The sequence below is a fragment of the Kitasatospora sp. NPDC042419 genome (assembly GCF_056437345.1).
Window position 1 is genome coordinate 367,452 of sequence record NZ_JBWKAW010000005.1, and the last position, 24,555, is coordinate 392,006.

Below are 24,555 nucleotides of genomic sequence, written 5' to 3' on the forward strand. Positions count from 1 at the left end.
GAGGGAAAGGACGTAACGACCCATGGGAGCACAGCTTCGGGTCTACAAGCGCCGGATCCGCTCTGTCACCGCGACGAAGAAGATCACCAAGGCGATGGAGATGATCTCCGCGGCGCGCATCGGTAAGGCGCAGCGCGCGGTGGCCGCCTCCACCCCGTACGCCGATGAGCTCACCCGGGCGGTGACGGCGGTGGCCACCCGGTCCAACGCCAAGCACCCGCTCACCAGCGAGAACCCGAACGCCACGCGTGCCGCAGTCCTGCTGATCACGGCGGACCGCGGCCTGGCGGGCGGCTACTCGTCCAACGCCATCAAGGCCTCGCTGGCGCTCTCCGAGCGCCTGCGGTCCGAGGGCAAGGACGTGGTGACGTACGCCGTCGGCCGCAAGGGCGTCTCGTACTACGGCTTCCGCGACCTCGCGGTCGCGGACTCGTGGACGGGCTTCTCGGACAAGCCGACCTACGGCGACGCCAAGGAGGTCTCGGCCGCGCTGATCGAGGCCTTCACGGCCGAGACCGGCGGGGTGGACGAGGTCCACGTGATCTCGACCAAGTTCGAGTCGATGCTGACGCAGACCGCTGTCGAGGCCCGGCTGCTGCCGCTGAAGCTCGACGAGGTCCAGCTCAGCGACGAGTCGTCGGCCAAGACGGAGATCTTCCCGCTCTACGACTTCGAGCCGTCGGCGGAGGGCGTCCTCGACGCGCTGCTGCCGCGGTACGTGGAGAGCCGGATCTACAACGCGCTGCTGCAGTCGGCCGCCTCCGAGCACGCCGCCCGCCGCCGCGCGATGAAGAGCGCGACGGACAACGCCGGCGAGCTCATCAAGTCGCTCACGCGGCTTGCCAACTCGGCCCGTCAGGCCGAGATCACCCAGGAAATCAGCGAGATCGTCGGTGGCGCCAACGCGCTCGCTGACGCGAGCCGCGGGAGCGAATGAGTATGACTACCACTGTTGAGCCGACCACGGCGACGGGCCGCGTCGCGCGGGTCATCGGCCCGGTCGTCGACGTGGAGTTCCCCGTCGACGCGATTCCGGACATGTTCAACGCCCTGCACGTCGAGGTGGACAACCCCGACGGCACGGGCAAGAAGGTCCTCACCCTTGAGGTCGCCCAGCACCTCGGCGACGGCCTGGTCCGCGGCATCTCGATGCAGCCGACCGACGGCCTGGTCCGTGGCTCGCAGGTCACCGACACCGGTGCCGCCATCTCGGTGCCGGTCGGCCAGATCACCAAGGGCAAGGTGTTCAACGCCCTCGGTGAGGTGCTGAACGTCGACAAGGACGAGTTCGAGTCGCAGGTCCAGGTCCGGTGGCCGATCCACCGCAAGGCCCCCGACTTCAAGGACCTCGAGTCCAAGACCGAGATGTTCGAGACCGGCATCAAGGTCATCGACCTCCTCACCCCGTACGTCACCGGTGGCAAGATCGGTCTGTTCGGTGGTGCCGGTGTCGGCAAGACCGTTCTGATCCAGGAGATGATCTACCGCGTCGCCGAGAACTTCGGTGGTGTGTCGGTCTTCGCCGGCGTCGGCGAGCGTACCCGTGAGGGCAACGACCTCATCGACGAGATGGTCGACTCGGGCGTTCTGGACAAGACCGCGCTGGTCTTCGGCCAGATGGACGAGCCGCCGGGCACCCGTCTGCGCGTCGCGCTCTCCGCGCTGACCATGGCGGAGTACTTCCGTGACGTCGAGAAGCAGGACGTGCTCCTCTTCATCGACAACATCTTCCGGTTCACCCAGGCCGGTTCCGAGGTGTCGACCCTGCTCGGCCGCATGCCCTCCGCGGTGGGCTACCAGCCGAACCTGGCCGACGAGATGGGCCTCCTGCAGGAGCGCATCACCTCGACCCGCGGTCACTCGATCACCTCGATGCAGGCGATCTACGTCCCCGCGGACGACCTGACCGACCCGGCCCCGGCCACCACCTTCGCCCACCTGGACGCGACCACCGTTCTGTCGCGCCCGATCTCGGAGAAGGGCATCTACCCGGCCGTCGACCCGCTGGACTCCACGTCCCGCATCCTCGACCCGCGGTACATCGCGCAGACCCACTACGAGACGGCCATCCGTATCAAGGGGATCCTGCAGAAGTACAAGGACCTCCAGGACATCATCGCCATCCTCGGTATGGACGAGCTGTCGGAGGAGGACAAGATCACGGTCCACCGTGCCCGTCGCATCGAGCGCTTCCTCTCGCAGAACACCTACGTGGCGAAGCAGTTCACCGGCGTCGAGGGTTCGACCGTGCCGCTGTCCGAGACCATCGAGGCCTTCAACTCGATCGCGGACGGCAAGTACGACTCCGTCCCCGAGCAGGCGTTCTTCATGTGCGGTGGCATCGAGGACCTCGAGCGCAACGCCGCCGAGCTCGCGAAGAAGTAATCGCGGCCGGTAGCAGCGGAGTGTGACCGTGAGGGGTGGGCCCCAGCCCTGGGACCCACCCCTCACGTCGCACCGGCTGTGATTCCGGTCAAATCCGTGCCGCCGGTTTCATGCCGGGGGCGCGGGCCCGTTATTCTTACCGAAACTCCCGAGTAATCGGGCGTTGCATGAGCCTAGGAGCCCACGTTGGCTGAGCTGCACGTCGAGCTGGTCGCAGCCGACCGCAAGGTGTGGTCCGGTGCGGCCACCATCGTCGTCGCCCGTACGGCCTCCGGTGACACCGGCATCATGCCGGGTCACACCCCGGTGCTGAGCGTGCTGGAGACCGGTCCGGTCACCATCCGCACCACGGACGGCGGCACCGTGATCGCCGCGGTGCACGGCGGCTTCATCTCCTTCGCCGACAACAAGCTTTCTCTGCTCGCGGAGATCGCCGAGCTGGCGGACGAGATCGACGTCGCGCGCGCCGAGCGCGCACTGGAGAAGGCCAAGGCGGACATCGACGCGCACGCCGAGCGGCGCGCCGAGGTGCGTCTGTTCGCGGCGCGTGGCCTCAAGGCCCACGCCTGAGTGCGCCGGACCCCGCCTGAGCGGGGTCGACCGACGGTCCCGGGGACGCCTGAGCGTGACCCCGGGACTGTCGTCTCAGTTGGTAGGTCAACGCGGTCGCCTGGTACGACCGAAACGGGGAACGCGGGTAGCGAGGAGGTAGGTGAGCATGGTCCTCGCCCTTGTGGTGTGTGCGGCGGTCGTGGCGCTCGGTGTGATCGGGTTGGTCGCGTTCGCGGTACGCCGCCGTGTGATCCAGCGGGTCGGCGGCACGTTCGACTGCAGCTACCGGCTCAAAATGCCCGCCGACGCCTCGACGCAGCCCGACCTCGACGAGAACGGCAAACCCACCTCGGCCCCGGTTCCCCAGACCGACGGCAAGGGGTGGGTTTTTGGTATCGGCCGGTACAGCGGCGACTCCATCGAGTGGTTCCGGGTCTTCTCGTACGCCCCGCGCCCGCGCAAGGTGCTCCCGCGCCGGGAGATCGAGGTCCTGGGCCGGCGCTACCCCGAGGGGCAGGAGGAGCTGGCCCTGCTCTCCGGCTCGGTCGTGCTGCGCTGCCTGCACAACGGCGCCCCGCTGGAGCTCGCGATGAGCGACGACGCACTCACCGGCTTCCTCGCCTGGCTCGAAGCAGCCCCACCCGGGCAGAGGGTCAACGTCGCGTAGCGACGAGACCCTCGGGGTGGGGGTCCCCCCGGCCGGAGGCTGGGGGAGGGTGAATGTCGCGTAGCGACGACACTCTCGGGGTGGGGGTCCCCCCGGCCGGAGGCTGGGGGAGGTCAACGTCGCGTAGCGACGAGACCCTCGGGGTGGGAGAGGGTTAACGTCGCCTAACCTCGCGGTTAGTCTTGGCCGCATGGTCAATCTGACGCGCATCTACACCAGGACCGGCGACGACGGCACCACCGCGCTGGGCGACATGAGCCGTACGAGCAAGACCGACCCGCGCCTGGTCGCCTACGCGGACGCCAACGAGGCCAACGCCGCGATCGGCGTGGCGATCGCGGCGGGCGGGTTGGCGGAGGACGTCGTCGCGGTGCTCACCCGCGTCCAGAACGACCTCTTCGACGTCGGCGCGGACCTGGCCACCCCGGTGGTGGAGGACCCGAAGTACCCGCCGCTGCGGGTGCTGCAGTCCTACATCGACAGGCTGGAGACGGACTGCGACCACTACCTGGAGTCGCTGGAGAAGCTGCGGAGCTTCATCCTCCCCGGCGGCACCGCCGGCGCCGCGTACCTGCACCTGGCCTGCACGGTGGTGCGCCGGGCCGAGCGGGCCACCTGGGCGGCCGTCGAGGTGCACGGGGAGAGCATCAACCCGCTGACCGCCAAGTACCTGAACCGGCTCTCGGACCTGCTCTTCATCCTGGCCCGGGCGGCCAACGGGGAGCGCGGCGACGTGCTCTGGGTGCCGGGCGAGAACCGCTGACCGACGAACCGCCGACCGACGACTGCTACTGCTGCGGGATCTTCCAGCCGACCACGTGGCCGTCCTCGACGATCGCGCCGGCCGGCGCCTCCTTGGGCCAGATCGAGTAGCCGGCGGCCACGGCCAGGTTGATCCCGGCCACCAGGGCCAGCCGCAGGTACCAGCCGCCGAAGGTGGAGAACTGCGCGGCCCCGGCGGAGAGCGGCACCATGAGGGTGATCAGGGCGAGCGTGACGCCGGCCGAGACCGTGGTGCGGCCGGCCACCTGCCACTCGTAGCGGGTCCGGGCCGTTCCGTACTTGGGCGAGCGCGGGGGCTTGGGGCCGCCGGCGAAGCGGTACTCGAAGTGCCGGTCGGCCCAGCGGACCAGGGACGGCCCGAACCCGAGCGAGAAGCCCGCGTAGCTCGCGGCCAGCGCGTGCGTCCAGCTCGCGGTGGCGCCGCCGCGCAGGTCGAGCACGGCGAGCGTGAACAGCGTGAGGTCCAGGACCGGCAGGCCGATCAGCAGGGCGGTGCTCAGCGTGCGCAGTCGCAGCAGGTAGCGGGCGGTGAGGGCCAGACCGAGGACCACCCAGAAGGCGACCTCGGCGGCGAGGATGAGGGTGACGATCATGGCGGGCTCCGGGATGTTCGGTGGTGCTTCCAGCGTTCCGTGCGCGGGTCCGCGCGTCGTCGTCGCGGGAGCCGAGTCCGGGCTGCACCTTTCGATGTACCCGGACTCCTCCCCGGACCCGAGTCGGGGGCCGTGCCGGGGATGATCTGATGGGGTCGTGCGCAGACCGACACTCACCCCGCAGCAGGAAGACCGTGCGATCGCGCTCTTCGGGCTGCTCGGGGGCCTGTTCCTGATCGCCGTCAAGGTCTACGACGGCTCCGGGCACATCGCCCGCTGGATGGTCGTCCCGCCCCTGGTGGTGATGGCCTCGCTGGAGCTGGTCCGCCGGAGCCGGCCGATCCTCATCGCGTCGGTCGGCGGGATCGTCTTCGGGGTCAGCATCTTCAACGGCGCGCTCCTGGCGACCACCCTGATGTACACCGACCTGCTCTACGCCGCGGTGCTCTACGGCAACCCGAAGATGTCGCGGGTGCTGCACCTGACCGGTGCGGCCTCGGTGCTGGTGCTCTCGACGCTGGTGCTGATCTACAGCGACGCCCCGACGGCGGTGGCCGTCGTGGTGGTGACCGCGCTGGTCTTCCTGGCGCCCGTCTGGACCGGCGACATCGTGCGCAAGCACCGCCAGGAGGCGGAGTCCCAGCGGCTGCGGGCCGAGCAGACCGCGCTGCTCTCCGAGATGGACCGGCGGCAGGCCGTGGTGGCCGAACGGGCGAGGATGGCCCGGGAGTTGCACGACGTGGTGGCCAACCACCTGTCGGCCATCGCGATCCACGCGACCGGCGCGCAGTCGGTGGCCCGGCGTCAGCGGCGGGCGGAGGACGACCCGCTGGTGGAGGTGCTGGCGGTGATCCGGGAGAACAGCGTCCAGGGATTGACCGAAATGCGCCGCATCATCGGCCTGTTGCGGAACAGCGGCGGGGGAGAGGTCGACGAGTCGTACGCCGCGCCGGACCTGGGAGCGGTCGACGCGCTGCTGGCCAAGGCCCGGGCGGCCGGGGAGGACGTCGGGCTGGGCTTCGAGCTCACCGAGAGCGGCGACCGCGGGGAGCTGCCGGTCCCGGTGGGACTGGCCGCGTACCGGATCGTCCAGGAGTCGCTGACCAACGCGCTCAAGCACGCCGGGCCGGGGGAGGTCCGGGTGCTGCTGGAGTTCCGGCCGGAGGAGCTGCTGATCGCCGTGGAGAGCCCGTTCCGCAGCGGTGCGGGGCAGGCGCTGCCGGGCGCCCGGGCCGGGCTGGTCGGGATGGCGGAGCGGGCCTCGCTGCTGGGGGGCAGCTTCGAGGCCGGTCCGGCGGATGGGTGCTGGAACGTCCGGGCGGTCCTGCCGCGGGCGCTGACGACCGAGGGAGAGGCGGGGCGGGCATGACGATCCGGGTGCTGGTGGCGGAGGACCAGGCGGCCGTCCGCACGGCGCTGGTGATGATCCTGCGGGCCGAGCCGGACCTGGAGGTGGTCGGGCAGGCCGCCGACGGGGAGGAGGCGGTCCGGCTGGCGCTGGAACTGCGGCCGGACGTGGTCCTGATGGACGTCCAGATGCCCCGGCTGGACGGGGTGTCGGCGACCCGCGAGGTGGTGGCCGCCGGGGCGGCCCAGGTGCTGGTGCTGACCACCTTCGACCTCGACGAGTACGTCTACGGGGCGCTGCGGGCCGGCGCGGCCGGCTTCCTGCTGAAGGACCTGGAGGCGGACACCCTGGTCGAGGGCATCCGTACGGTGGCGCGCGGGGACGGCATGCTGGCACCCTCGGTGACCCGGCGGCTGATCGGCACCTTCGCCCGCCCGGAGCGGCAGGTGGGGCCGGCGGTCCGGGAGGCGGTGTCGGGGCTGACCCCGCGCGAGCGGGAGGTGCTCACCTACATCGGGGCCGGACTGTCCAACGGCGAGATCGCCCGGCGCCTGGAGATGGCGGAGGCGACCACCAAGACGCACGTCAGCCGGATCCTGGCGAAGCTGGGGCTGCGGAGCCGGGTGCAGGCGGCGATCCTCGCCCAGGATCTCGGGCTGACGATCTGATCGACCCGGTCGACCGACCTCCCCGCCCGCTCCGGTCCGGCGCAGATCACACCTTCGGATGGCCCCACACCGGCCGTTCGGGCACTAAAGTCCGGCCCAAGAGCGACGCGGCTCGGCGCCGGTGATCCCTGCCCTGAGCCGCCTTCAGGGCCCGCCCGCAGGGGCGGCGACGGCATCGGGAGACCAAGCCATGAGCAATGTGTCCAGTAAGCGGATCGCCGTGATCGGTGCCGGCCTGATGGGCGCCGGCATCGCCCAGGTCTCCGCGCAGGCGGGACACCCCGTGGTCCTGCGCGACGTCACCGAGGAGGCGCTCCAGCGCGGCCTCACCGGCATCCGCGCCTCGTACGACAAGTTCGTCTCCAAGGGCCGGCTGACCGCCGAGGAGGCCGAGGCGGCGCTCGGCCGGATCACCACCACCACCGACCTGGACGCGGTCTCCGAGGCCGACATCGTGGTCGAGGCGGTCTTCGAGCGGCTGGACGTCAAGGAGGGCGTCTTCAAGGAGCTCGACAAGCTCGCCAAGCCGGGCGCGGTGCTCGCCTCCAACACCTCCGCCATCCCGATCACCCGGATCGCCGCCGCCACCGGCCGCCCGGAGTCGGTCGTCGGCGTGCACTTCTTCTCGCCGGTGCCGCTGATGAAGCTGGTCGAGCTGGTCCGCGGCTACAAGACCAGCGACGAGACGCTGGCCGTCGCCCGGGCCTTCGCCGAGGGCGTCGGCAAGGACGTCGTGGTCGTCAACCGCGACGTGGCCGGGTTCGTCACCACCCGCCTGATCACCGCGCTGGTCGTCGAGGCCGCCAAGCTGTACGAGTCGGGCGTCGCCACCGCCGAGGACATCGACACGGCCTGCCGGCTCGGCTTCGGCCACCCGATGGGCCCGCTGGAGACCGCCGACCTGACCGGCGTGGACATCCTGCTGCACGCCGCGCGGAACATCTACGAGGAGACCCAGGACGAGAAGTTCGCCGCGCCGGAGATCATGGCGCGCATGGTCACCGCCGGCGACCTGGGCCGCAAGAGCGGCCGCGGCTTCTACCCGTACCCGGGCAAGTGACCGACCGGTGCCGGTGACGCCGTCGAGCCGGTGACGCCGTCGAGTCGACGGCGCCGCTGAGCCGGTGGCGCCGGCGGGCCGGCGGGCCGTGCGGTCGGAGCACCGCACGGCCCCTGCCGGGGCGGGGGCCGGGGTGGGTGAGTTTCCTCACGCCGGGTGTGCAGACGGGTGATTTGGGCGGTAATCGAGCGTAGGTGTGGAGACTTCCTGCGTATATTCCCTCGGACGAGTGAAGTTGCTTCAGATCTGGCCGGAACCAGCAACCCGCGGGGCTGGTTCGCCGTCAGATGAGGGGGAACCCGGGATTCCGGCCGGGGCCGGGCGTGGGGCCGCAGGCCCGCCCGAATCGACACCGTCATCGACACCGCCACCGACCGCCCACCGAGACCGACACCCCCGCATCCGGACCCGGCACGGCCGGGGCGGACGCAGCGGAACGACCCCGACCAGGCCCGCCACGCAGGCCCGCCACGCGGAGGAGGAGAGCATGCGCATCACCGGCAACCACGTGGCGCTTGCCATCGAAGGCCGCCTCGACGTGCGCACCGCCGCCGACGCGCGGTCCCGGCTGCACCAGGCCGTCGACGGCGGCCTCGGCGACCTCGTGCTCGACCTCGCCCGGCTGGAGTCCTGGGACGCCACCGGCCTCGGCGTGATCATGGGCACCCACCGCCGGGCCGGCCGGATCGGCCGCCGGCTGGTGCTCCGCTCCGTCCCGGCCCAGCTCCAGCGGCTCCTGGTGGCCACCCGGCTGCACCGGATCCTCGCCGTCGAGGGCATGGTCGCCGAACCCCGGGGCGCGACCCTCCCCGTCCTCTGACCTGCGCGCGCGCCGCTCCGGGCGGCCGGAGCCGGCACGACGCTGCGCGGGCGGGCGCGGATGTGCGAGAGTCTGGCGTCAGGAAACGGCCGCCGGGGCCACGCCCGGCCCCCCAGCCTTCGGCCGGGAGGTGCCCCCGGTCCGCAGGCGGCCGCACGAAGTCGTCGGCGCGAGCGTGGGGCGGAGCAGATCGTGGGACAGCCATCCGGTGAGTTCCGGCAGGAGGCCGTACGGACCCGGGGCGGTGAGCTGGTCTCCGGTGGGCTGCTGGTGACCGTCGGCACCCCGGAGGGATCCGAGGTGCGCCCCTGCCCCGACGAGTGGCGGCCCAGCCCCCGCCGCAGCGGGCGCAGCGGACCCGCCCGGGGCCCGGCCGGCGACGCCGGCCGCCAGGTCGGCCCGCTCGCCCTCGGCGCCGGGCCCGCGGACCTGCCGCTGCTCGACCGCGAGGCCGACGTCGCCCAACTGCTCGGACTGCTCGCCGAGGGCCGTTCCATACGCCTGGTCGGCCAGGCCGGATCCGGCCGCAGCGCCCTGCTCTCGGCGGTCGCCGAAGCGGCCGGCGACCTCGCCCCCGGCGGCGTCGTCCAGCTCTGCGGCCACCGCCGCACCGCCGCCGACCTGCTCCAGGACCTCTTCGCCGCCACCCACCACGCCCCCGGCTTCCGCCCCGACCCGGGCCAGCTCGCCGAGCACCTCGCCCAGGTCGGCGCGATCGTCGTCGTCGACGAGGTCGAGCCCTCCGGCCCCGAGCTGGAACAGCTCCTCGCCGCCGCGCCGGACTGCGCCTTCCTGATCTCCGTCGCCCCCGACAGCCCGCAGCTGTCGCCGGACTCCCGGCTCCGGGACCACCTGGTCGCCGGCCTCTCCCGGCCCGCCTGCCTGACGCTCGCCGCCCGGCTGGCCGGACGACCCCTGGACGCGGCGGAGAAGGCCTGGGCGGTGGACCTCTGGTTCGAGTCCGAGGGCCTGCCGCTGCGGTTCGTCCAGGCCGCCGCGCTGCTGCGGCAGCGGGACGTCGCGGTGGACGCGCTGGTGGCCGCCGAGGACGACCGGCTGGACGTCTTCGGAGCCGTCCGGGGCCCGGTTCACGACCCCGACCCGGCGGTCCGCGAGGCCGCGCTGCGCGGCACCGTCCCGCTGCCCTCGGTCGCCGAGTCCACGCTGCCCGCCGTCCGGCTCGCCGAAGGGCTCGGCGAGACCGCCCAGGCCGTGCTGCGGCTCGCCGTGGCGCTCGGCGGCGAGTGCCCGACCGCCCCGCACCTGCCCGCGCTGATCGACGTCGGCCAAGGCGAGAGCGCGCTCGCCGAACTCGCCGACGCCGGACTCGCCGTCTCCATCGGCGGCCACCACCGGCTCACCGCCGGGGCGCTGGAACTGCTCGCCCCGCACTGGCCCGCCCGCGACAGCGTCGACGGTGCCGCCCAGCACTTCGCCTGGTGGGTCGGGCACTCCTCGGTCTCGCTGGCGCAGATCGCCGCCGAGGCCGAGGTGGTGATCGGGGTGCTGCTGGCCGACCGCGCCGCCGGGCGGCACGCCTCCGTGCTGCGGCTGGCCAGGGCGGCCGCCCCGGCGCTCGCGCTGGCGCTGCGCTGGGGGGCCTGGGAGCGCGCCCTGGAACTGGGCCTGGAAGCCGCCCGGAAGGCCGGTGCGCGGGCCGACGAGGCCTGGTTCCACCACGAGTTGGGCGTCTACGCGATCTGTGCGCGTGAACCCGGGCGGGCGACGGTCGAGTTGGAGGCCGCGCTCGCACTGCGGGCCGCCCTCGGCGAGCCGCGCGGGGCGGCCGGCGCGCGCCGGATGCTCGACCTGCTGCGCGCCGACGGGCGGCAGCTGCCGGCCGCGGCGCCCGCCGGTTCGGCACCCGCCCGCCGGCCCGTCATCCGGGTCATCAGGCAGGTTCCGCTGCGGCTCAAGGCCACCGCCGGCCCCGGCCGGACCAGGCGTACGGTGATCGCCGCCTCGGCGGCCGTGCTCGCCCTGGGCGTGCTCGGCACGGCGGTCGCGATGACGACCGGCGAGTCGAAGGGCAACGATCCGCACAGCAGCAGCGACGACGGCTCCCTGCTGACCGGCACCCAGCCGTCGCCGCGCCAGGGCAGCCCCCGGCCGACCGCCTCGGGGGCCTCCTCCGCGGCCGCGTCCGAGGTGCCGGGGTCCTCCCCGGCCGATGCGTCGACGACGGCGGAGGAGGAGGCGGAGGAGCCCTCCACGGGCGGCAGCGGCTCGCCCTCGCGGTCGGCCTCGCCCTCGGCGTCGAAGCGGCCGAGCCGGTCGCCGAGCGCGAGTGCGAGCAGTACGGCCCCGCAGTCGTCGGCCCCGGGCCAGTCGCCGCCGGCGGGCGGTACGGGCGGGGGAGCGGGCGGTACGGGCGGCAACCCGCCGCCCCCGGCGGGCAGCGCGGCGGGCGGCGGTGGCGGCACCGGCGCGGGTGGCGCGGCCAACGGCGGCGGCACCAACGGCGGGAACGCCGGCGGGGGGAGTGCGAACAGCGGGGGTACCGACGGCGGGGGTCAGGCCGCCGGCGGCACGGGGACGACGAGCTCCCCGCCGACCTCCCCGACGTCCGCGCCGTCGACCACGCCGCCGCCGACGACGGAACCGCCGAGTCCGACGGCGTCCACGACCTCACCGTCGTCGCCGACCCCCTGAGGGGTCGGCGACGACGGGTCAGAACAGCTTCAGCTTGTCGTCGTCGATGCCGCGCAGCGCGTCGTAGTCCAGCACCACGCAGCCGATGCCCCGGTCGGTGGCCAGGACGCGGGCCTGCGGCTTGATCTCCTGCGCGGCGAAGATGCCCTTCACCGGGGCCAGCAGAGGGTCCCGGTTGAGCAGCTCCAGGTAGCGGGTGAGCTGTTCGACACCGTCGATCTCGCCGCGCCGCTTGATCTCGACGGCGACGGTCGCGCCGTCGGAGTCGCGGCAGAGGATGTCGACCGGGCCGATCGCGGTCGGGTACTCGCGGCGGATCAGGGACCAGCCGGCGCCGAGCACCTCCATCCGGTCCGCGAGCAGCTCCTGGAGGTGCGCCTCGACGCCGTCCTTGATCAGTCCGGGGTCCACCCCGAGCTCGTGGGAGGAGTCGTGCAGCACCTCCTCCAAGGTGATGATGAGCTTCTCGCCGGCCTTGTTCTCCACTGTCCAGACCCCGTCGGCCTCCTTGAGGACGCACGGCGGGGACATCCAGTTGAGCGGCTTGTAGGCGCGGTCGTCGGCGTGGATGCTGACGCTGCCGTCGGCCTTGACCAGGATGAGCCTGGTGGCGGAGGGCAGATGGGCGGAGAGCCGACCGGCATAGTCGACTGAGCAGCGGGCAATTACGAGACGCACGGTCGACCACGCTAGCCCACCGGGGCCAGTTGATGCGATTCCGCGACGACCGGGTGAAGAATCCGCGAACCCCGCGAACATGGATGCCCTGCGATCCCTCGAAAGCCTGTCGGCACCCTGGCGGCCACCACCATTGGCAGCTACGGTGTGTGACGGCTTGCTTGCGGGATCGCTGTCAACGGGGATGGAGACTTCAGATGAACGATCCGACGGGATCCGGCCAATCTGGTGCACCGGGGCTCATTCCCGGAGCAATCAACCGGAATCGCCGGTCAGGCCCGCCGTTGACTGCCACGCTGTTCTGAGCGGTTGGCGCCCCCGACCACGTCCCTCGACGGGTCCTCGGCGCCCCCGCCTCGGCGCGGTGCCGGAAACACGGCCGTCCGACGGCGTCACACCCGTCCGACGGTGTTCCGGACATCACGCGCTTCCACCCTCACCCTCAGCTTGGACTTGGACTACGCACCACCACCCGGGCGCCGCACGGGTGGACCGCGAGAGGAGAATCCATGTCGCTCGACGTCTCACCGGCCCTGCTGGAGAAGGCCGAGCGGGACGAGGTCGACGAGCGGGAGTTCGTCGATTGCGTCCGCGTCTCCCTGCCGTACGCCTGGGACCTGATCAGCTCGCTGGTCGCCCAGGCGAAGGTCGACGGCACCGACTTCGCCGACAACCAGGTACCCCCGCCCAGCGAGCAGGCCCGCGGCCAGCTCCTGCGCGCGCTCGCCAGCGACGCCATCCGGGGTGCCCTGCAGCGGCACTTCGGGGTCCAGTTGGCCTTCCAGAACTGTCACCGGGTGGCGGTCTTCCTGCCGTCGTCCTCCAACAAGAAGCGGTACGAGCGGTTCACCTCCGTTCGGGCGCAGCTGCTCAACCAGTCCGAGGAACTGCGGGACTGCTGAGCACCGGTCGGCTCGCGCCGGACACGCCACCGGGCCGCCCGCCCCCACGGAGGGGGACGGGCGGCCCGGGCTGTGTTGTCGCCCGCTCGCCTCTGTGTCCTCGCCCGCTCGCCTCCGGGCCGCTTGATCCGGTGCCGACGGTCGTCGCTCCAATGCCGCTCGTTCCTCGCGGCCTCCTCGCTCCTTCCTTTCGGCACCGGCGCGGCCCTTCGGCTCGGGGCGGGTTGGGTGCGTGGCTGGGCTTGGCGGGGTGGGCGTGTGCTGTGCGGCTCGGGCGGGGTGGGCGTGTGCCTCTGAGGGGTGGGGGCGGCTCCGGGCCGCTCCTGTGCGGGGCGGCCCGGAGGCGGGGGTCAGCTGAGCTGCGGCAGCACCTCGGAGCCCAGGCGGGCGATGTTGTGGAGGGTGGCCTCGTGGTCGCCGCTGCCCTCGGCGAGCAGCGCGAAGCGGCGGATGCCGGTCCGCTCGGCGGTGGCCAGCAGCCGGTCCGCGCACTGCTTCGGCGTGCCCACCGCGTGCAGGTCGCAGAGGAGTTCGGTGTACTGGCGCGGGTCGCGCATCTTGCGCTCCCGGCCGTCCACCGTCCGGTGTGCGCCGAGCCCGTACTCGAACCAGCCGGGCATCGCGCGCAGCAGGGTGGCGCGGGCCGCCGAGGTGCGGTCGTCGACCTGGGCCACGCCGGCCGCGACGTGCTGGCGGCCGACCCGGCGGAGCTGTTCCTCGCCCCGCCCGGCGGCCAGCCAGGCGGAACGGTACAGCTCCAGCATGTGCAGCTTGTCCTCGTCGCCGGAATGCATGCCGAGCAGCATCGGCAGGCCGCGTTCGGCGGCGTTCCGCACCCCGCCCGGCGAGGTGCAGGCGACCACCACGGGCGGGCCGGCGACCGGGCGGCCGGCACTGGTGAGCTCCTCGCCGGGACCGTCGGCGTCCTGGCGCTGGCGGGGGAACCGCAGCAGCCCGCTCCGGTCGTCGAGGCCGAGCCAGGCGCCCAGGTCGGGGCGGCGGGGCGGTTCGGCGGCCCGGGGCACCACGGCCACCTCGGGGAAGTCGAACTGCGGGCCCGAGGCGCCCACCCGGGAGCCGCGCAGCCAGCGCAGCAGCAGGTCGAGCCGCTCGGGGAACCCCTGCTCGAAGGCGTCCACGCCGCCGCCGAAGACGTCCAGGTCGATCCAGGGCCCGCCGCGTCCCACCCCGAGCGTGAACCGCCCGCCGGAGGTGAGGTGGAGCAGGGCGGCCTGTTCGCCGAGGGCCACCGGGTGGGTGGTGGAGAGCACGCTGACCGCGGTGCCGATGCCGATCCGCCGGGTGCGGCCGAGCAGCAGCGCGGCCAGGGTGGCGGCGTTCGGGCAGACCCCGTACGGGACGAAGTGGTGTTCGGCGAGCCAGACGCTGTCCAGCCCCGCGCGTTCGGCCTCGACGGCGGCGCGGACGGTGCGGTCCAGCGCCTCGCCGTGGGTCTGGCCGGGGAACTGCGCGGAGAGCAGGAAGGCGCCGACCCGTACCGGTGCGGTGTCCGCGGGGGCGCCGCCGGCCCGTTGGTCGGTCGGCGCCGGGGTGCCGGCGGTGGCCGTCGCGGTGGCGGCGGTGGTCAGGGCCGGGCCGGGTGCCGGCGGGCGGACCCCGACGGGTCGGCGGGTCTCGGCGCGGGCGCTGGTTCTGGTCATGGTGAGGGCCTCCTCGGGTGCGCGCAGGGTTTGCGGGCCCCGCCTGTCCCCTCGTGAGTAGCCGATGTCATGTGCCAATGGCACGCCGAACCACCAATTTCCCAGAAGAACGGGTGGATATCACGAGAAACACCGGAGCACTGCCCGATGCCGTGATAGAGACCCGGGCGGTGGTCTCCGGCCGTAGGCTGGAACGGTTCCGCGACCACCGTAGAGAGGTAGCCCGCCGTGTCGCCCCGCCGCAACCGGATCAAGATCGCAGTCGACCGCGAACCGGCCGAGCCGGCCGCCCCGCTGGGGGGTTCACTACGCCGCACCGAGAACTACCAGGGCGAGGAGTGGGTGGTGCAGACGGTGGCCGGCACGGCGGGCCGGCACTACCGCTGCCCGGGTTGCGACCAGGAGATCCCGCCCGGCGTCGGCCACGTGGTGGCCTGGCCGTCGCACGGCGCGGGGGTGGACGACCGCCGGCACTGGCACCGCGCCTGCTGGGGCGCCAGGGAGCGCCGGGCCTCGAACCTGCTCCGCGGCCGCGGCGCCCCCAAGTACTGAGCCCGAGGGGCCCGGGAGAGCCCCTCAGGCCCCTTGTCGGGCCCCTTCCGCGCGCACCGGGACCCGGGGGGTGCGGGCGCGCGGGCGGGGCCCTGCCGTCAGGCGTCCCGCCGCTTCAGCACCAGCGCGCCGCCGACCAGTGCGGCGACCGTCCAGGCGAGGCAGATCACGAAGCCGGCCCACGGCCCGTACGGCTGCCCGTTCTGCTCGTAGACCAGCAGCATCCGGGAGCCCGCGTAGTCGGGGAAGTAGTGGGCCAGCGTCTTGACCTTCGGCACCGCCGACAGGATCGGCGAGAGCAGGAAGAAGAACGGCACCAGCACGCCCAGCGCCAGTGTCTGGTTGTGCAGCATCGCGGTGACGCCGGCCGAGAAGAGGCAGAGCATCGTCAGGTAGAGCGCGGCGCCGAGCACCGCGCGCAGCACGTTCGGTTCGCCGAGGTCGGTGGAGTGGTCGCCGAGCAGCGCCTGGCCGACGAAGAAGGTGATGAACGCCGTCACCAGCGAGACGGCCAGGGCGAGTCCGCCGAGCACCACCGCCTTGCCGGTGAGCAGGGTGCCGCGCTGCGGGACGGCGGCCAGGGTGACCCGGATCATCCCGGTGCTGTACTCGTTGCCGATCGCCAGCACGCCGAAGACGATGATGGCCAGCTCGCCGAGGATGATGCCGGAGAAGGCGGTTCCGGTCGCGTCGAACGGGCTGTCGTCGCTGCGGAACTCCTCGAAGTTGTTGTTGGTGAGCAGCGACAGCAGGGCGCCGACGCCGAGGGTGACCACGAAGGTCAGGGCGAGCGTCCAGACCGTCGAGCGGACGCTGCGGATCTTGGTCCACTCGGACTGCAGGATCGCGGGGAAGGACGCCATCTCAGTTCTCCTCGGTGCTGCGGGCCGCCGGCTGCGCCGTCCTGCCGCCCTGCCAGTCGGCGCCCCAGACGCCGGGTGCGCCGGCCGCGTCGCGGCCCGGGCCGTCCCCGGCGTGGTACTCCACCGAGTCGGCCGTCATCTGCATGAACGCCTCCTCCAGCGAGGCCTGCTGCGCGCTGAGCTCGTGCAGCACCAGGCCCTGGGCGGCGGCCAGTTCGCCGAGTGCGGCGAGGTCGCCGTCGACCACCTCGAACGAGCCGTCCGGGCCGGGTTCGTGCCGCAGTCCGGCGCCGGCCAGGGCGTCGAGCAGCCGCTCGGGCTGGGGGGTGCGCAGCCGGACGGCGGAGCGGGAGTTGCGGCGGATGAACTCGGCCATCGGCAGGTCGGCGAGGAGCCGGCCCCGGCCGATGACCACCAGGTGGTCGGCGGTGACGGCCATCTCGCTCATCAGGTGGGAGGAGACGAAGACGGTCCGGCCCTCGCCGGCGAGGCGCTTCATCAGGTTGCGGATCCAGAGGATGCCCTCCGGGTCGAGTCCGTTGACCGGTTCGTCGAACATGACGATCTCCGGGTCGCCGAGCAGCGCGGAGGCGATGCCGAGCCGCTGGCCCATGCCGAGCGAGAAGCCGCGGGCGCGCTTGCGGGCGACCGCGGTGAGGCCGACCAGGGCGAGCACCTCGTCCACCCGGCGGGTGGGGATGCGGTTGCTCTGGGCGAGCCAGAGCAGGTGGTCGCGGGCGGTGCGACCGGGGTGGACGGCCTTCGCCTCCAGCAGGGCGCCGATGTACTTGAGCGGCTCGCTGAGCTGCCCGTACCGTCTGCCGTCGATGGTGACCCTGCCGCCGGTGGGCCGGTCGAGGTCGAGGATCATGCGCATGGTGGTGGACTTGCCGGCGCCGTTGGGGCCGAGGAACCCGGTGACCACGCCCTGGGGGACCGCGAAGCTCAGGCGGTCCACGGCGAGGGTCTTGCCGTAACGTTTTGTCAGCTCGTGCAACTCGATCATTCCCACTCCCTTACTCTCCGTCAGGCTATGACAAAGCGGACAAAGTGGCTTGCCGAGTGGGCCCGTCGGGCGCACCGGAATACGGTGTGCCCATGACCCAGCTCCCCTCCGCAGTGTCGGTCCGCGAGAGCGGTACCGGAACACCCCTCGTGCTGCTGCACGCCTTTCCGCTCAACTCCGCCATGTGGTCCGCCCAACTGGACGAGCTGCCCGGACCGACCGGGGACGAGGCCCGGGTGATCGCCCCCGACCAGCGCGGCTTCGGAGGCACCGTGCTGGGCACCGACGAGCCCTCGCTGGACGCGGTCGCCGACGACGTCGCCCTGCTGCTGGACGCGGCCGGGATCGACCGGGTGGTGCTCGGCGGCCTCTCCATGGGTGGCTACGTGGCACTGGCCTTCGCCCGCCGCCACCCGGACCGGCTGGCCGGCCTGCTGCTCGCCAACACCAAGGCCACCGCCGACGCGGAGGCCGCCCGGACCAACCGGGAGCGGATCGCCGCCGCCGTGCTGGCCCGCGAGAGCGTCCAGTTGCTGCTCGACGAGCGGATGGCGGCCGGGCAGCTCGGCCCGGACTCGCAGCACCTGGTCGACCGGGTGCAGGGGCTCATCGCCGCCGCGCCGCCGGCCGCCGTCGCGTGGGCCCAGCGGGCCATGGCGTCCCGGCCGGAGACGCTGGACGTGCTGGCCGGGGTGCGGGTGCCGACCACGGTCGTGGCGGGCGCGGAGGACGGGCTGATGCCGCTCGCCGAGGCCGAGCTGATGGCGCGGGCCAGGCCGGAGGCGGAGCTGACGGTGCTCCCCGGGGTGGGGCACCTGAGCGCGATCGAGGCACCGGAGGCGTTCAACGCGGCGGTGCGCCGGCTGCTGGCACGGGTGGCCGCCGGATGAGGGACGAGCAGGAGCGGGCGGAGGCCGGCGGCTGGGACTTCTCGGCGCTGGAGGTGACCGGCCGGATGCCGGTGACCAACCGGGGCGAGGGGCTGCTCGAACTGACCCTGGAGCCGCTGGGCGAGGACTACTGGATGCGCCCGGGGGAGACGTTCATCGTCACCTCGTACGGGGACTACGGCCCGGGTCACCCGTTCGAGGTGCAGTACTGGCCCGACTCGGTGTCGGTCTGGTGCACCTCGTGGTTCGGCACCGTGTCGGACGACGACGGCAACCAGCTGAGCTGCGGGCACCAGCGGCCGGACGGCGCCTACCCGCGCTGAACACGCCGAGGGGGAGGCGCCCGGCCTCCCCCTCGCACGCCGCCGCCTCCGCGGCCGGCCCCGGGCAGCACGACGGGCCCCCGCCCCGGAGGGTGAGGGCCCGTCGGCTACGCGGTCAGCGCGACTGCTGGGCGGGCACGCCCAGGGAGTCGTCGCCCGGCAGCGAGGCCGCGGCCACGGCGGCACCGGTCAGCGTCGCCAGCATCTCGCGGACGTTGGTCAGCTGGGCGTTGATGCTGTCGCGGCGGTTGGTGAGCGCCGCCAGCTCGCGCTCGGACTCGCTGCGGATCCGGTCGGCCTTGGCGTTGGCGTCGGCCACGATGTCCTCGGACTGGCGCTGCGCCGTCTCGACGGTCTGGCGGGCGCGGCGCTCGGCGTCGGTCCGCAGCTTCTCGGCCTCCAGGCGGAGCTGCTCGGCCCGGTGCTCGATCTCGGCCAGGCGCTTCTCGGCCTTCGCCTGACGGGCGGCGAGGTCGCGCTCGGACTGCTCGCGGCGCTTGGCCAGGTTGGTCTCGAACTCCAGCGCGGCCTGGGCGGCCTTGGTGCGGGTCTCCTCGAAGAGGGCGTCCGCCTCCTCGCGCTTGTTCTGGGCGTCCTTGTTGGCCTCGGCGCGCAGCTGGGCGCTGTCGCTCTTGGCCTTGTCGACGATCCGCAGACCCTCGTCCTCCGCCTTGGCCTTGCGGTCCTTGGCGTAGTTCTCGGCCTCCGTGCGGACCTGCTGGGCGGCCGCCTCGGCCAGCTCGCGGTGCTGCTCGGCGGCGCGGTGCGCCTCGTCGCGCAGGTCCTTGGCCTCCTCCTCGGCGAGCCGCAGGATCTTCTCGACCCGGGCGCCGAGACCCGCGTACGAGGGCTCCGCCTCGGCGACCGCCGCCTGAGCGGTCTGGGTCTCCAGGTGGAGCTCCTCGATGCGCTTCTCAAGGGCGCTGATCCGGGTCAAGGCACTGTCACGGTCGGCCACCAGCTTGGTGATCCGCTCGTCGACCTGGGCGCGCTCGTACCCACGGCGCACCAGGTCGAAGCCGTGAGGGGAGTGACTGTCGCTCATGGGGTTCTGGGCTTCCTGTCGTCAAACCGCTGAGGTGGTTGAGGGAATCCTGACACGGTACCGGAGTGTCGACGGCGAAACGCCGTTGTCTCGCGGACAATGTCCGCTCAATCGGGTGGTGCGCTCTTGGAGCGATTGCCACCCGACCGGGGAGCGCCAACTCCGGCACCGGCCTTGGCACCCCCGTCCTTCTTGGTGTTGCTTCCCCCGTTGGTCTGTGCGACCGGTGACGGTGCCTCGAAGGCCTCCAGGGCGGACAGCACGTCCTGCACCCGGGAGATCTCCGTGTTGATGTCCTTGCGGCGGCGCACCAGCTCGTCCAGCTCGCGACGGCCCTCGTCGGTGACCCGCTTCGCCTCGGCCCGGGCGTCGGCGAGCAGCCGCTCGGCCTCCGCCTTCGCCAGCTCGATCTGCTCGTCCGCGGCCTCGTCGGCGGCCCGCAGCCGCTTCTCCACCTCGGACGCCGCCGAGTCGAGCCGCTCCTCCGCCTCGTCCTGGGAGGACTTCAGCTTCGCCTCGGCCTTGATGATCAGGGCCTCGGCACGGTCGGTCGAGTCGGCGAGCTTGGTCTCGGCCTCCTTGAGCAGGCCCTCCGCCTTGCGGACGGCCGAGATCCGGACCTTGCTGGCCTCCGCGGACGCCTCCGAGGTCAGCTCGTTGGCGCGGTCGTCGGCGGCCGCGACCAGCGCCGCCGCCCGCTCCTCGGCCTCGGCGACGGTGGCCACCGCCTGCTCCTCGGCCTCGGTCAGCTGCTCCTGGGCGGCCGTCACCAGCGCGTCCACCCGCTCGCCGGCCGACTTCATGGCCTGCGCGTTCTCCTTGCGGGCACGCTCGTGCAGGGCCTCCACCTCGGCGTCGGTGCGCTCGCGCAGCTCCTCGGCGCGCTCGCGGATCGCGGTGGCGTCCCGGCGGGCCTCGGAGAGCAGTGCGTCGGCGTCGGCCCGGCCCTTCTCGACCGCGTCCTGGCCGGCCGCCTCGCCGGACGCCACCAGCCGGTCGGCCTCCTTGCGGGCGGCCGCGACCATCGCGTCCGCCTGCTCCTCGGCGGCGGCGGTGGTGGCCAGCGCGGTGGTCTGGGCGTCCTCGCCGAGCGCCTCGGCGTCCGCGAAGGCCTTCTCCAGGACCGACTTGGCGTGGTCGCGGGTGGCCTTGTCGAACTGCTCGGCGGCCTCGCGGATCTCGGCGTCGAAGGCGTCGGCGCGGGCGTGGGTCGCCGTGTCGTAGTCGTCCGCGAGGGTGCGGGTGGCGAGCGCGTACTCCTCGGCCTCGGCGCGCAGCTGGGCGGCGAAGTCCTCGGCCTCGGCGACCAGACCGGCCGACCGCTCCTCGGCGGCGGCCACCGTCCGGGCGGCCAGCGCCTCGGCGTCGGCGCGCTGCTGCTCGGCGGCCTCCTGGGCGGCGCGCAGCTCGGCCTCGGCCTCGGCGCGCAGCTGCTCGTCGTAGGCCTGCGCCTCGGCGTGCCGACGGGCCAGGTCGGCCTCGGTGGCGTTCCGCTCGGCGGCCAGTTCCCGCTCGGTCTGCTCGCGCAGGGCGGCCGTCTCGGCGGCGGTCCGGGCGCGCAGGTCGGCGGTCTCGCGGTCGGCGAGGGCCCGCTGCTCGGTGGTCTCCCGGTCGGCGGCGTCGTGCAGCTCGGCCACCGCACGGTCGGTGCGCTCGCGCAGCTCGGCGGTCTCGCGGTCGGCGAGGGCCCGCAGCTCGGTGGTCTCCCGGTCGGCCGTGTCACGCAGCTCGGCGGCGGCCCGGTCGGCCCGCTCGCGGACCTCCGCGGCCTCCCGCTCGGCGGCGGCCCGCAGCTCGGCGATCTGCTGCGAGGCGGTCTCGTGCAGACCGGCCACCGACTGGCGGACCTCGGCGGCCGCCTCCTCGGCGGTCTCGACCAGCGCCGCGGCCTCCAGCCCGGCGGCGGCGATCAGCTCCTCGCCGTCCAGGCGGGCCCGCTCCAGCGCCTCGCCGGCCTCGGCGCGGATCGCGTCGGCGGTGGCGCGGGCCTCGGACAGCTCCCGGCCGGCCTCGGCGCGGACCGTGGCGGCCTGCTCGTCGGCCAGCGCCAGCTCGGCCTCGGCCCGCTCGCGCAGCTCCTTGGCGGCCTTCTCGGCCTCGGTCCGGCGCCGTTCGGCGGTGGCCTCGGCGGCCTCCAGCGCCTGCTCGGCCTCGGACCGCAGCCGGGCGGTCTCGGCGGTGGTGCGTTCGGTGAGTTCGGCGGCGGCTTGCTCGGCTTCGGTGCGGACGCGGGTGGCGTGTGCGTCGGCGGCCTCGCGCAGTGCGGTGGTCTCGGCGGTGGTGCGTTCGGTGAGTTCGGCGGCGGCCTGTTCGGCTTCGGTGCGGACGCGGGTGGCGTGTGCGTCGGCGGCCTCGCGCAGTGCGGTGGTCTCCGCCGCGGTGCGCTCGGTCAGCTCGGCGGCGGCCTGCTCCGCCTGCTCGCGGGCGGCCGCGGCGGAGGCCAGCTGCTCGGCGGTCTCCTCGCGCTCCCGGAGCAGCCCGGCGGAGGCCTCCTCGCGCTCGCGCCGGCTCTCCTCGCGCAGCGCCTCGGCGGCGGCCTCGGCCTCGGCCCGGCTGCGGGCCAGCTCGGTGTCGGTCTCGGTGCGCAGCCGCTCCGCGTCGGCGACGGCGGCGTCCCGGACGGCGGTCGCCTCGGCCTGCGCGTCGGCCCGCAGCGACTCCGCGGCGGTGCCCGCCTCGGTGCGTACCCGCTGGTCGAACTCATTGGCGTCGCGGCGCAGTTCGGCCGTCTCGCGTTCGGCGGCCGCCCGGTTCTCGGCTGCTGCGGCCTTGGCGGCGGTGAGCGCGTCCTGGCCCTGCTGCTCGGCCGTGGCGGTGATCTTCGCCGCCTCCGCGCGGGCCCGCTCCAGGGTCTGCTCGGCCCGGCCCTGGGTCTCGGCGGCCTGCTCCTTGGCCTGCTCGCGAAGCCGCTCGATCTCGCCGGCCGCGCCCGCGCGCAGCTCGTCCGCGTCGGACTTGGCCTTGGTGAGCAGTTCCTCGGCGTTCTTCGCCGACTCCTCGATCTGCAGCACGGCCTGCCGGCGGGCCTCGCCGCGCACCCGGTCGGCCTCGGCGGCGGCCTGGGCGCGCAGCTCCTCGGCCTCGGCGCGCAGCCGCGCGGCCTCGTCCTGCATCTCCTGGATCCGCTCGCGGATGGCGGCGGCGTCGTCCAGGGCGGCGTTCTGGGCTGCCTCGACGGCGGCCTGGGCCTGCTCGCGCAGCCGCTCGGCCTCGGCGGCGGCCTCGGTGCGGATCCGCTCGGCCTCGGTGGTGGCCCCGCTGCGGGCCGCCTCGGCGTCCTGCCCGGCCCGGGCCAGCATCTCCTCGGCGGTCTTGGCCGCCTTGGCGAGGTGGACGGCGGCGTCCTTGGCACCGGCCGCCCGGCCGGCCTCCTCGGCCTCGCCGCGCAGCCGCTCGGCGGCGGCCTCGGACTGCGCCCGCAGCTCGGCGACGTCCCGCTCGGCCTGGGCGCGCATCTCGGCGATCGCGGCCTCGGCCTCGGCGCGCAGCTGTCCGGCCACCGACTCGGCGGTGGCGCGCAGCCGCTCGCTCTCCTCGGCGGCGGCGGCCTTGGCGGCGTCCGCCTCGGCCTGCTTGGTGGAGGCCTGGGCGCGGATCGCGTCGGCTTCCTTGGTGGCCTGGGCGACCATCCGGGCCACCTCGGCCCGGGCGGTCTGCGAGCGCTGCTCGTTGGCGGCCTCGCCGTCGGCGGCCTTCCGCACGGCGGCGGCCTCGGCGTCGGCCTGCAGCTGCTCGGCGGCGACCTCGGCCTGGGCGCGCAGTTCGGCGGCCTCCTGGCGGGCCCGCTCGGCCTCGGCGATCGCCTCGGCGCGCAGCCGCGCTATCTCCGCCTGGGCGTGGGCGAGGGCCTGCTCGGCGCGGGCCTGCTCGGCGGAGGCCTCCTCCTTGAGCCGGCCGATCTCGGCGTGCGCGACGGCGAGCTGCTGTTCGGCGGCGACGTGAGCGGCGGCCAGCTGCTGCTGGGCCTCGCCGCGGGCGGCGTCGACGTCCGCGGCGGCCTGGGCGCCGGCCTGCTGGGCCTGCTCGGAGGCGACGCGGAGCATCCGCTCGGCGTCGCTGTGGGCGCGCTGGAGGGCGGCCTCGGCGGCGGCCTGGGCCTCGCCGCGGGCGGCGTCGACGTCGGCGGCGGTCTGCGCCCGGGCCTGGTCGGACAGGGCGGCGGCCTCGGCGCGCGCGCCCGCCATCAGCCGGTCGGCCTCGGCGCGGGCCTCCTGGAGGAGGCGCTTGGCCTCCTGCTCGGTGCCGGCCCTGGTCTGCTCGGCCCAGCTGACGTTCTCGTTGACGTGCTGCTCGGCACTGCGCCGCAGCTCGGCGAGCTCGTCCTCCAGCTGGCGGCGGCGGGCGGCCAGGTCGGCCTCCAGCCGGGCGGTGCGCTCGGCGGCCTCGGCCATGATCCGCTGAGTGGCGGCCTGGGAGTCGCGGAGCTGCCGCTCGGCGTCGGCGCGCAGCTGCTGCGCCTGCATCTCGGCGGTGCGGAGCATCTGCTCGGCCTGGCCGGAAACGGCGTCGAAGGCGCGCGGCTGGGCGAGCATGCGGCGGGACTCGTGCAGCTTGGCCCGGAGCACCTCCACCTGGTAGGCGAGGTCCTCGGCATGCTCGACTGCCTTGTCCCGTTCCTTCCGAGTCCGATCCATGTCGGCCTCGAACTGGGAGAGGTGATCGTCAACCTCGTAGCGGTCGTAGCCCCGCACTCCGCGGTCCCATCCATCTCCTGGTCGCGTCCTCGACCCGGCCGGTCCGGTGCTCCCGTTGTCCGGGCGCTGGTCCGACTGGTCCTTGCATCCGCAGTCGTGCGGACGTCCCCTGTCATGCCGGGGGTGCCCGCTGCGGTGGTGGGAGTCCGGGTCGCGGGAGCGCGGTCGATCCGCGTTCCCCCGTCCGGGTGGACTCCTGGGCGAACTCTTGCCTTGTGGAGAATGGTGACAGATCCGTCTTGCGACTGTTCAGCCGTGCCCGCGAAATGGACTCCCCTGCGACGGGCCTCCCACCGGGGCGGGCGGGCCTGTCTTCGGCCGTGCCCGTCGTCCCCGTCCCCCGGAGTCTCCGCGCACCTGGGCATTGTAGTGGGAGCGCCTTGCGGGGGAATGGCCGCGTGGGGGTTTTCCGG

General features: G+C 73.6%; 21 protein-coding genes. 14 read left to right on the forward strand and 7 right to left on the reverse strand.

Features of this window, described 5'->3' with window-relative positions; all coding sequences use genetic code 11:
• Positions 1 to 22: 22 nt before the first annotated feature.
• The 5 genes from AC067J_RS13785 (at position 23) to AC067J_RS13805 (ending at position 4,367) form a co-directional block, all read left to right on the forward strand.
• On the forward strand, positions 23 to 937 hold the full coding sequence (locus AC067J_RS13785) for a F0F1 ATP synthase subunit gamma (RefSeq protein WP_478298735.1): 915 nt from the start codon (positions 23 to 25) through the stop codon (positions 935 to 937).
• 2 nt (positions 938 to 939) lie between these two features.
• Positions 940 to 2,385 carry a F0F1 ATP synthase subunit beta gene (atpD, locus tag AC067J_RS13790; protein ID WP_478298737.1) on the forward strand — a complete coding sequence of 482 codons (1,446 nt, stop codon included), beginning with the start codon at positions 940 to 942 and terminating at the stop codon, positions 2,383 to 2,385.
• 186 nt (positions 2,386 to 2,571) lie between these two features.
• Positions 2,572 to 2,955: a F0F1 ATP synthase subunit epsilon gene (locus AC067J_RS13795; RefSeq protein WP_478298739.1), complete on the forward strand. Its 384-nt coding sequence runs from the start codon at positions 2,572 to 2,574 to the stop codon at positions 2,953 to 2,955.
• 148 nt (positions 2,956 to 3,103) lie between these two features.
• Positions 3,104 to 3,604: a DUF2550 domain-containing protein gene (locus AC067J_RS13800; RefSeq protein ID WP_030302766.1), complete on the forward strand. Its 501-nt coding sequence runs from the start codon at positions 3,104 to 3,106 to the stop codon at positions 3,602 to 3,604.
• Positions 3,605 to 3,794: 190 nt separating this feature from the next.
• Positions 3,795 to 4,367 carry a cob(I)yrinic acid a,c-diamide adenosyltransferase gene (locus AC067J_RS13805; RefSeq protein WP_478298741.1) on the forward strand — a complete coding sequence of 191 codons (573 nt, stop codon included), beginning with the start codon at positions 3,795 to 3,797 and terminating at the stop codon, positions 4,365 to 4,367.
• Between the two features lie 25 nt (positions 4,368 to 4,392).
• Here the strand turns inward: AC067J_RS13805 and AC067J_RS13810 are convergent, their stop codons facing one another.
• Positions 4,393 to 4,980, reverse strand: coding sequence for a hypothetical protein (locus AC067J_RS13810; protein WP_478298743.1), 588 nt, complete (start codon positions 4,978 to 4,980; stop codon positions 4,393 to 4,395).
• Positions 4,981 to 5,137: 157 nt separating this feature from the next.
• On the opposite strand from AC067J_RS13810, the gene AC067J_RS13815 reads away from it, so the two are divergent.
• The 5 genes from AC067J_RS13815 (at position 5,138) to AC067J_RS13835 (ending at position 11,528) form a co-directional block, all read left to right on the forward strand.
• Entirely contained in the window at positions 5,138 to 6,349 is a 1,212-nt protein-coding gene (locus AC067J_RS13815; protein WP_478298745.1) for a sensor histidine kinase, read from the forward strand.
• Positions 6,346 to 6,996, forward strand: coding sequence for a response regulator (locus AC067J_RS13820; RefSeq protein WP_478298747.1), 651 nt, complete (start codon positions 6,346 to 6,348; stop codon positions 6,994 to 6,996). The genes AC067J_RS13815 and AC067J_RS13820 overlap by 4 nt, the downstream gene beginning before the upstream one ends.
• 190 nt (positions 6,997 to 7,186) lie before the next feature.
• The gene (locus AC067J_RS13825) at positions 7,187 to 8,056 is read left to right on the forward strand and encodes a 3-hydroxyacyl-CoA dehydrogenase family protein (RefSeq protein ID WP_478298749.1); all 870 of its coding nucleotides are present in this window, start codon (positions 7,187 to 7,189) and stop codon (positions 8,054 to 8,056) included.
• Between the two features lie 487 nt (positions 8,057 to 8,543).
• A complete protein-coding gene (locus AC067J_RS13830; protein WP_478298751.1) occupies positions 8,544 to 8,876 on the forward strand; it encodes an STAS domain-containing protein in 333 nt (110 codons plus the stop codon).
• A 192-nt stretch (positions 8,877 to 9,068) separates the two neighbouring features.
• Positions 9,069 to 11,528 carry an ATP-binding protein gene (locus AC067J_RS13835; RefSeq protein ID WP_478298753.1) on the forward strand — a complete coding sequence of 820 codons (2,460 nt, stop codon included), beginning with the start codon at positions 9,069 to 9,071 and terminating at the stop codon, positions 11,526 to 11,528.
• An 18-nt stretch (positions 11,529 to 11,546) separates the two neighbouring features.
• Here the strand turns inward: AC067J_RS13835 and nucS are convergent, their stop codons facing one another.
• Positions 11,547 to 12,206: an endonuclease NucS gene (gene nucS, locus AC067J_RS13840; RefSeq protein ID WP_478298755.1), complete on the reverse strand. Its 660-nt coding sequence runs from the start codon at positions 12,204 to 12,206 to the stop codon at positions 11,547 to 11,549.
• A 509-nt stretch (positions 12,207 to 12,715) separates the two neighbouring features.
• On the opposite strand from nucS, the gene AC067J_RS13845 reads away from it, so the two are divergent.
• Positions 12,716 to 13,108, forward strand: a complete 393-nt coding sequence (locus tag AC067J_RS13845) for an SCO5389 family protein (RefSeq protein ID WP_478298757.1) — start codon at positions 12,716 to 12,718, stop codon at positions 13,106 to 13,108.
• Positions 13,109 to 13,458: 350 nt separating this feature from the next.
• Here the strand turns inward: AC067J_RS13845 and AC067J_RS13850 are convergent, their stop codons facing one another.
• Positions 13,459 to 14,769, reverse strand: a complete 1,311-nt coding sequence (locus AC067J_RS13850) for an LLM class flavin-dependent oxidoreductase (protein ID WP_478298759.1) — start codon at positions 14,767 to 14,769, stop codon at positions 13,459 to 13,461.
• A 228-nt stretch (positions 14,770 to 14,997) separates the two neighbouring features.
• On the opposite strand from AC067J_RS13850, the gene AC067J_RS13855 reads away from it, so the two are divergent.
• Complete coding sequence (locus AC067J_RS13855) at positions 14,998 to 15,321, forward strand: ATP/GTP-binding protein (protein ID WP_478298760.1); 324 nt, start codon at positions 14,998 to 15,000, stop codon at positions 15,319 to 15,321.
• A gap of 98 nt (positions 15,322 to 15,419) precedes the next feature.
• Here the strand turns inward: AC067J_RS13855 and AC067J_RS13860 are convergent, their stop codons facing one another.
• Both AC067J_RS13860 and AC067J_RS13865 read right to left on the reverse strand, forming a co-directional pair.
• Positions 15,420 to 16,184: an ABC transporter permease subunit gene (locus AC067J_RS13860; RefSeq protein WP_478298762.1), complete on the reverse strand. Its 765-nt coding sequence runs from the start codon at positions 16,182 to 16,184 to the stop codon at positions 15,420 to 15,422.
• A gap of 1 nt (position 16,185) precedes the next feature.
• Positions 16,186 to 17,190: an ABC transporter ATP-binding protein gene (locus AC067J_RS13865; protein WP_478298764.1), complete on the reverse strand. Its 1,005-nt coding sequence runs from the start codon at positions 17,188 to 17,190 to the stop codon at positions 16,186 to 16,188.
• Positions 17,191 to 17,282: 92 nt separating this feature from the next.
• Here AC067J_RS13865 and AC067J_RS13870 point away from each other — a divergent pair, with 92 nt between their 5' ends.
• Positions 17,283 to 18,080: an alpha/beta fold hydrolase gene (locus tag AC067J_RS13870; RefSeq protein ID WP_478298766.1), complete on the forward strand. Its 798-nt coding sequence runs from the start codon at positions 17,283 to 17,285 to the stop codon at positions 18,078 to 18,080.
• Positions 18,077 to 18,403, forward strand: a complete 327-nt coding sequence (locus AC067J_RS13875) for a hypothetical protein (protein WP_478298768.1) — start codon at positions 18,077 to 18,079, stop codon at positions 18,401 to 18,403. The genes AC067J_RS13870 and AC067J_RS13875 overlap by 4 nt, the downstream gene beginning before the upstream one ends.
• Positions 18,404 to 18,518: 115 nt before the next feature.
• Here AC067J_RS13875 and AC067J_RS13880 read toward each other — a convergent pair whose 3' ends face one another.
• On the reverse strand, positions 18,519 to 19,448 hold the full coding sequence (locus AC067J_RS13880) for a coiled-coil domain-containing protein (RefSeq protein ID WP_327680760.1): 930 nt from the start codon (positions 19,446 to 19,448) through the stop codon (positions 18,519 to 18,521).
• A 107-nt stretch (positions 19,449 to 19,555) separates the two neighbouring features.
• Positions 19,556 to 24,139: a hypothetical protein gene (locus tag AC067J_RS13885; RefSeq protein ID WP_478298770.1), complete on the reverse strand. Its 4,584-nt coding sequence runs from the start codon at positions 24,137 to 24,139 to the stop codon at positions 19,556 to 19,558.
• Positions 24,140 to 24,555: the final 416 nt, after the last annotated feature.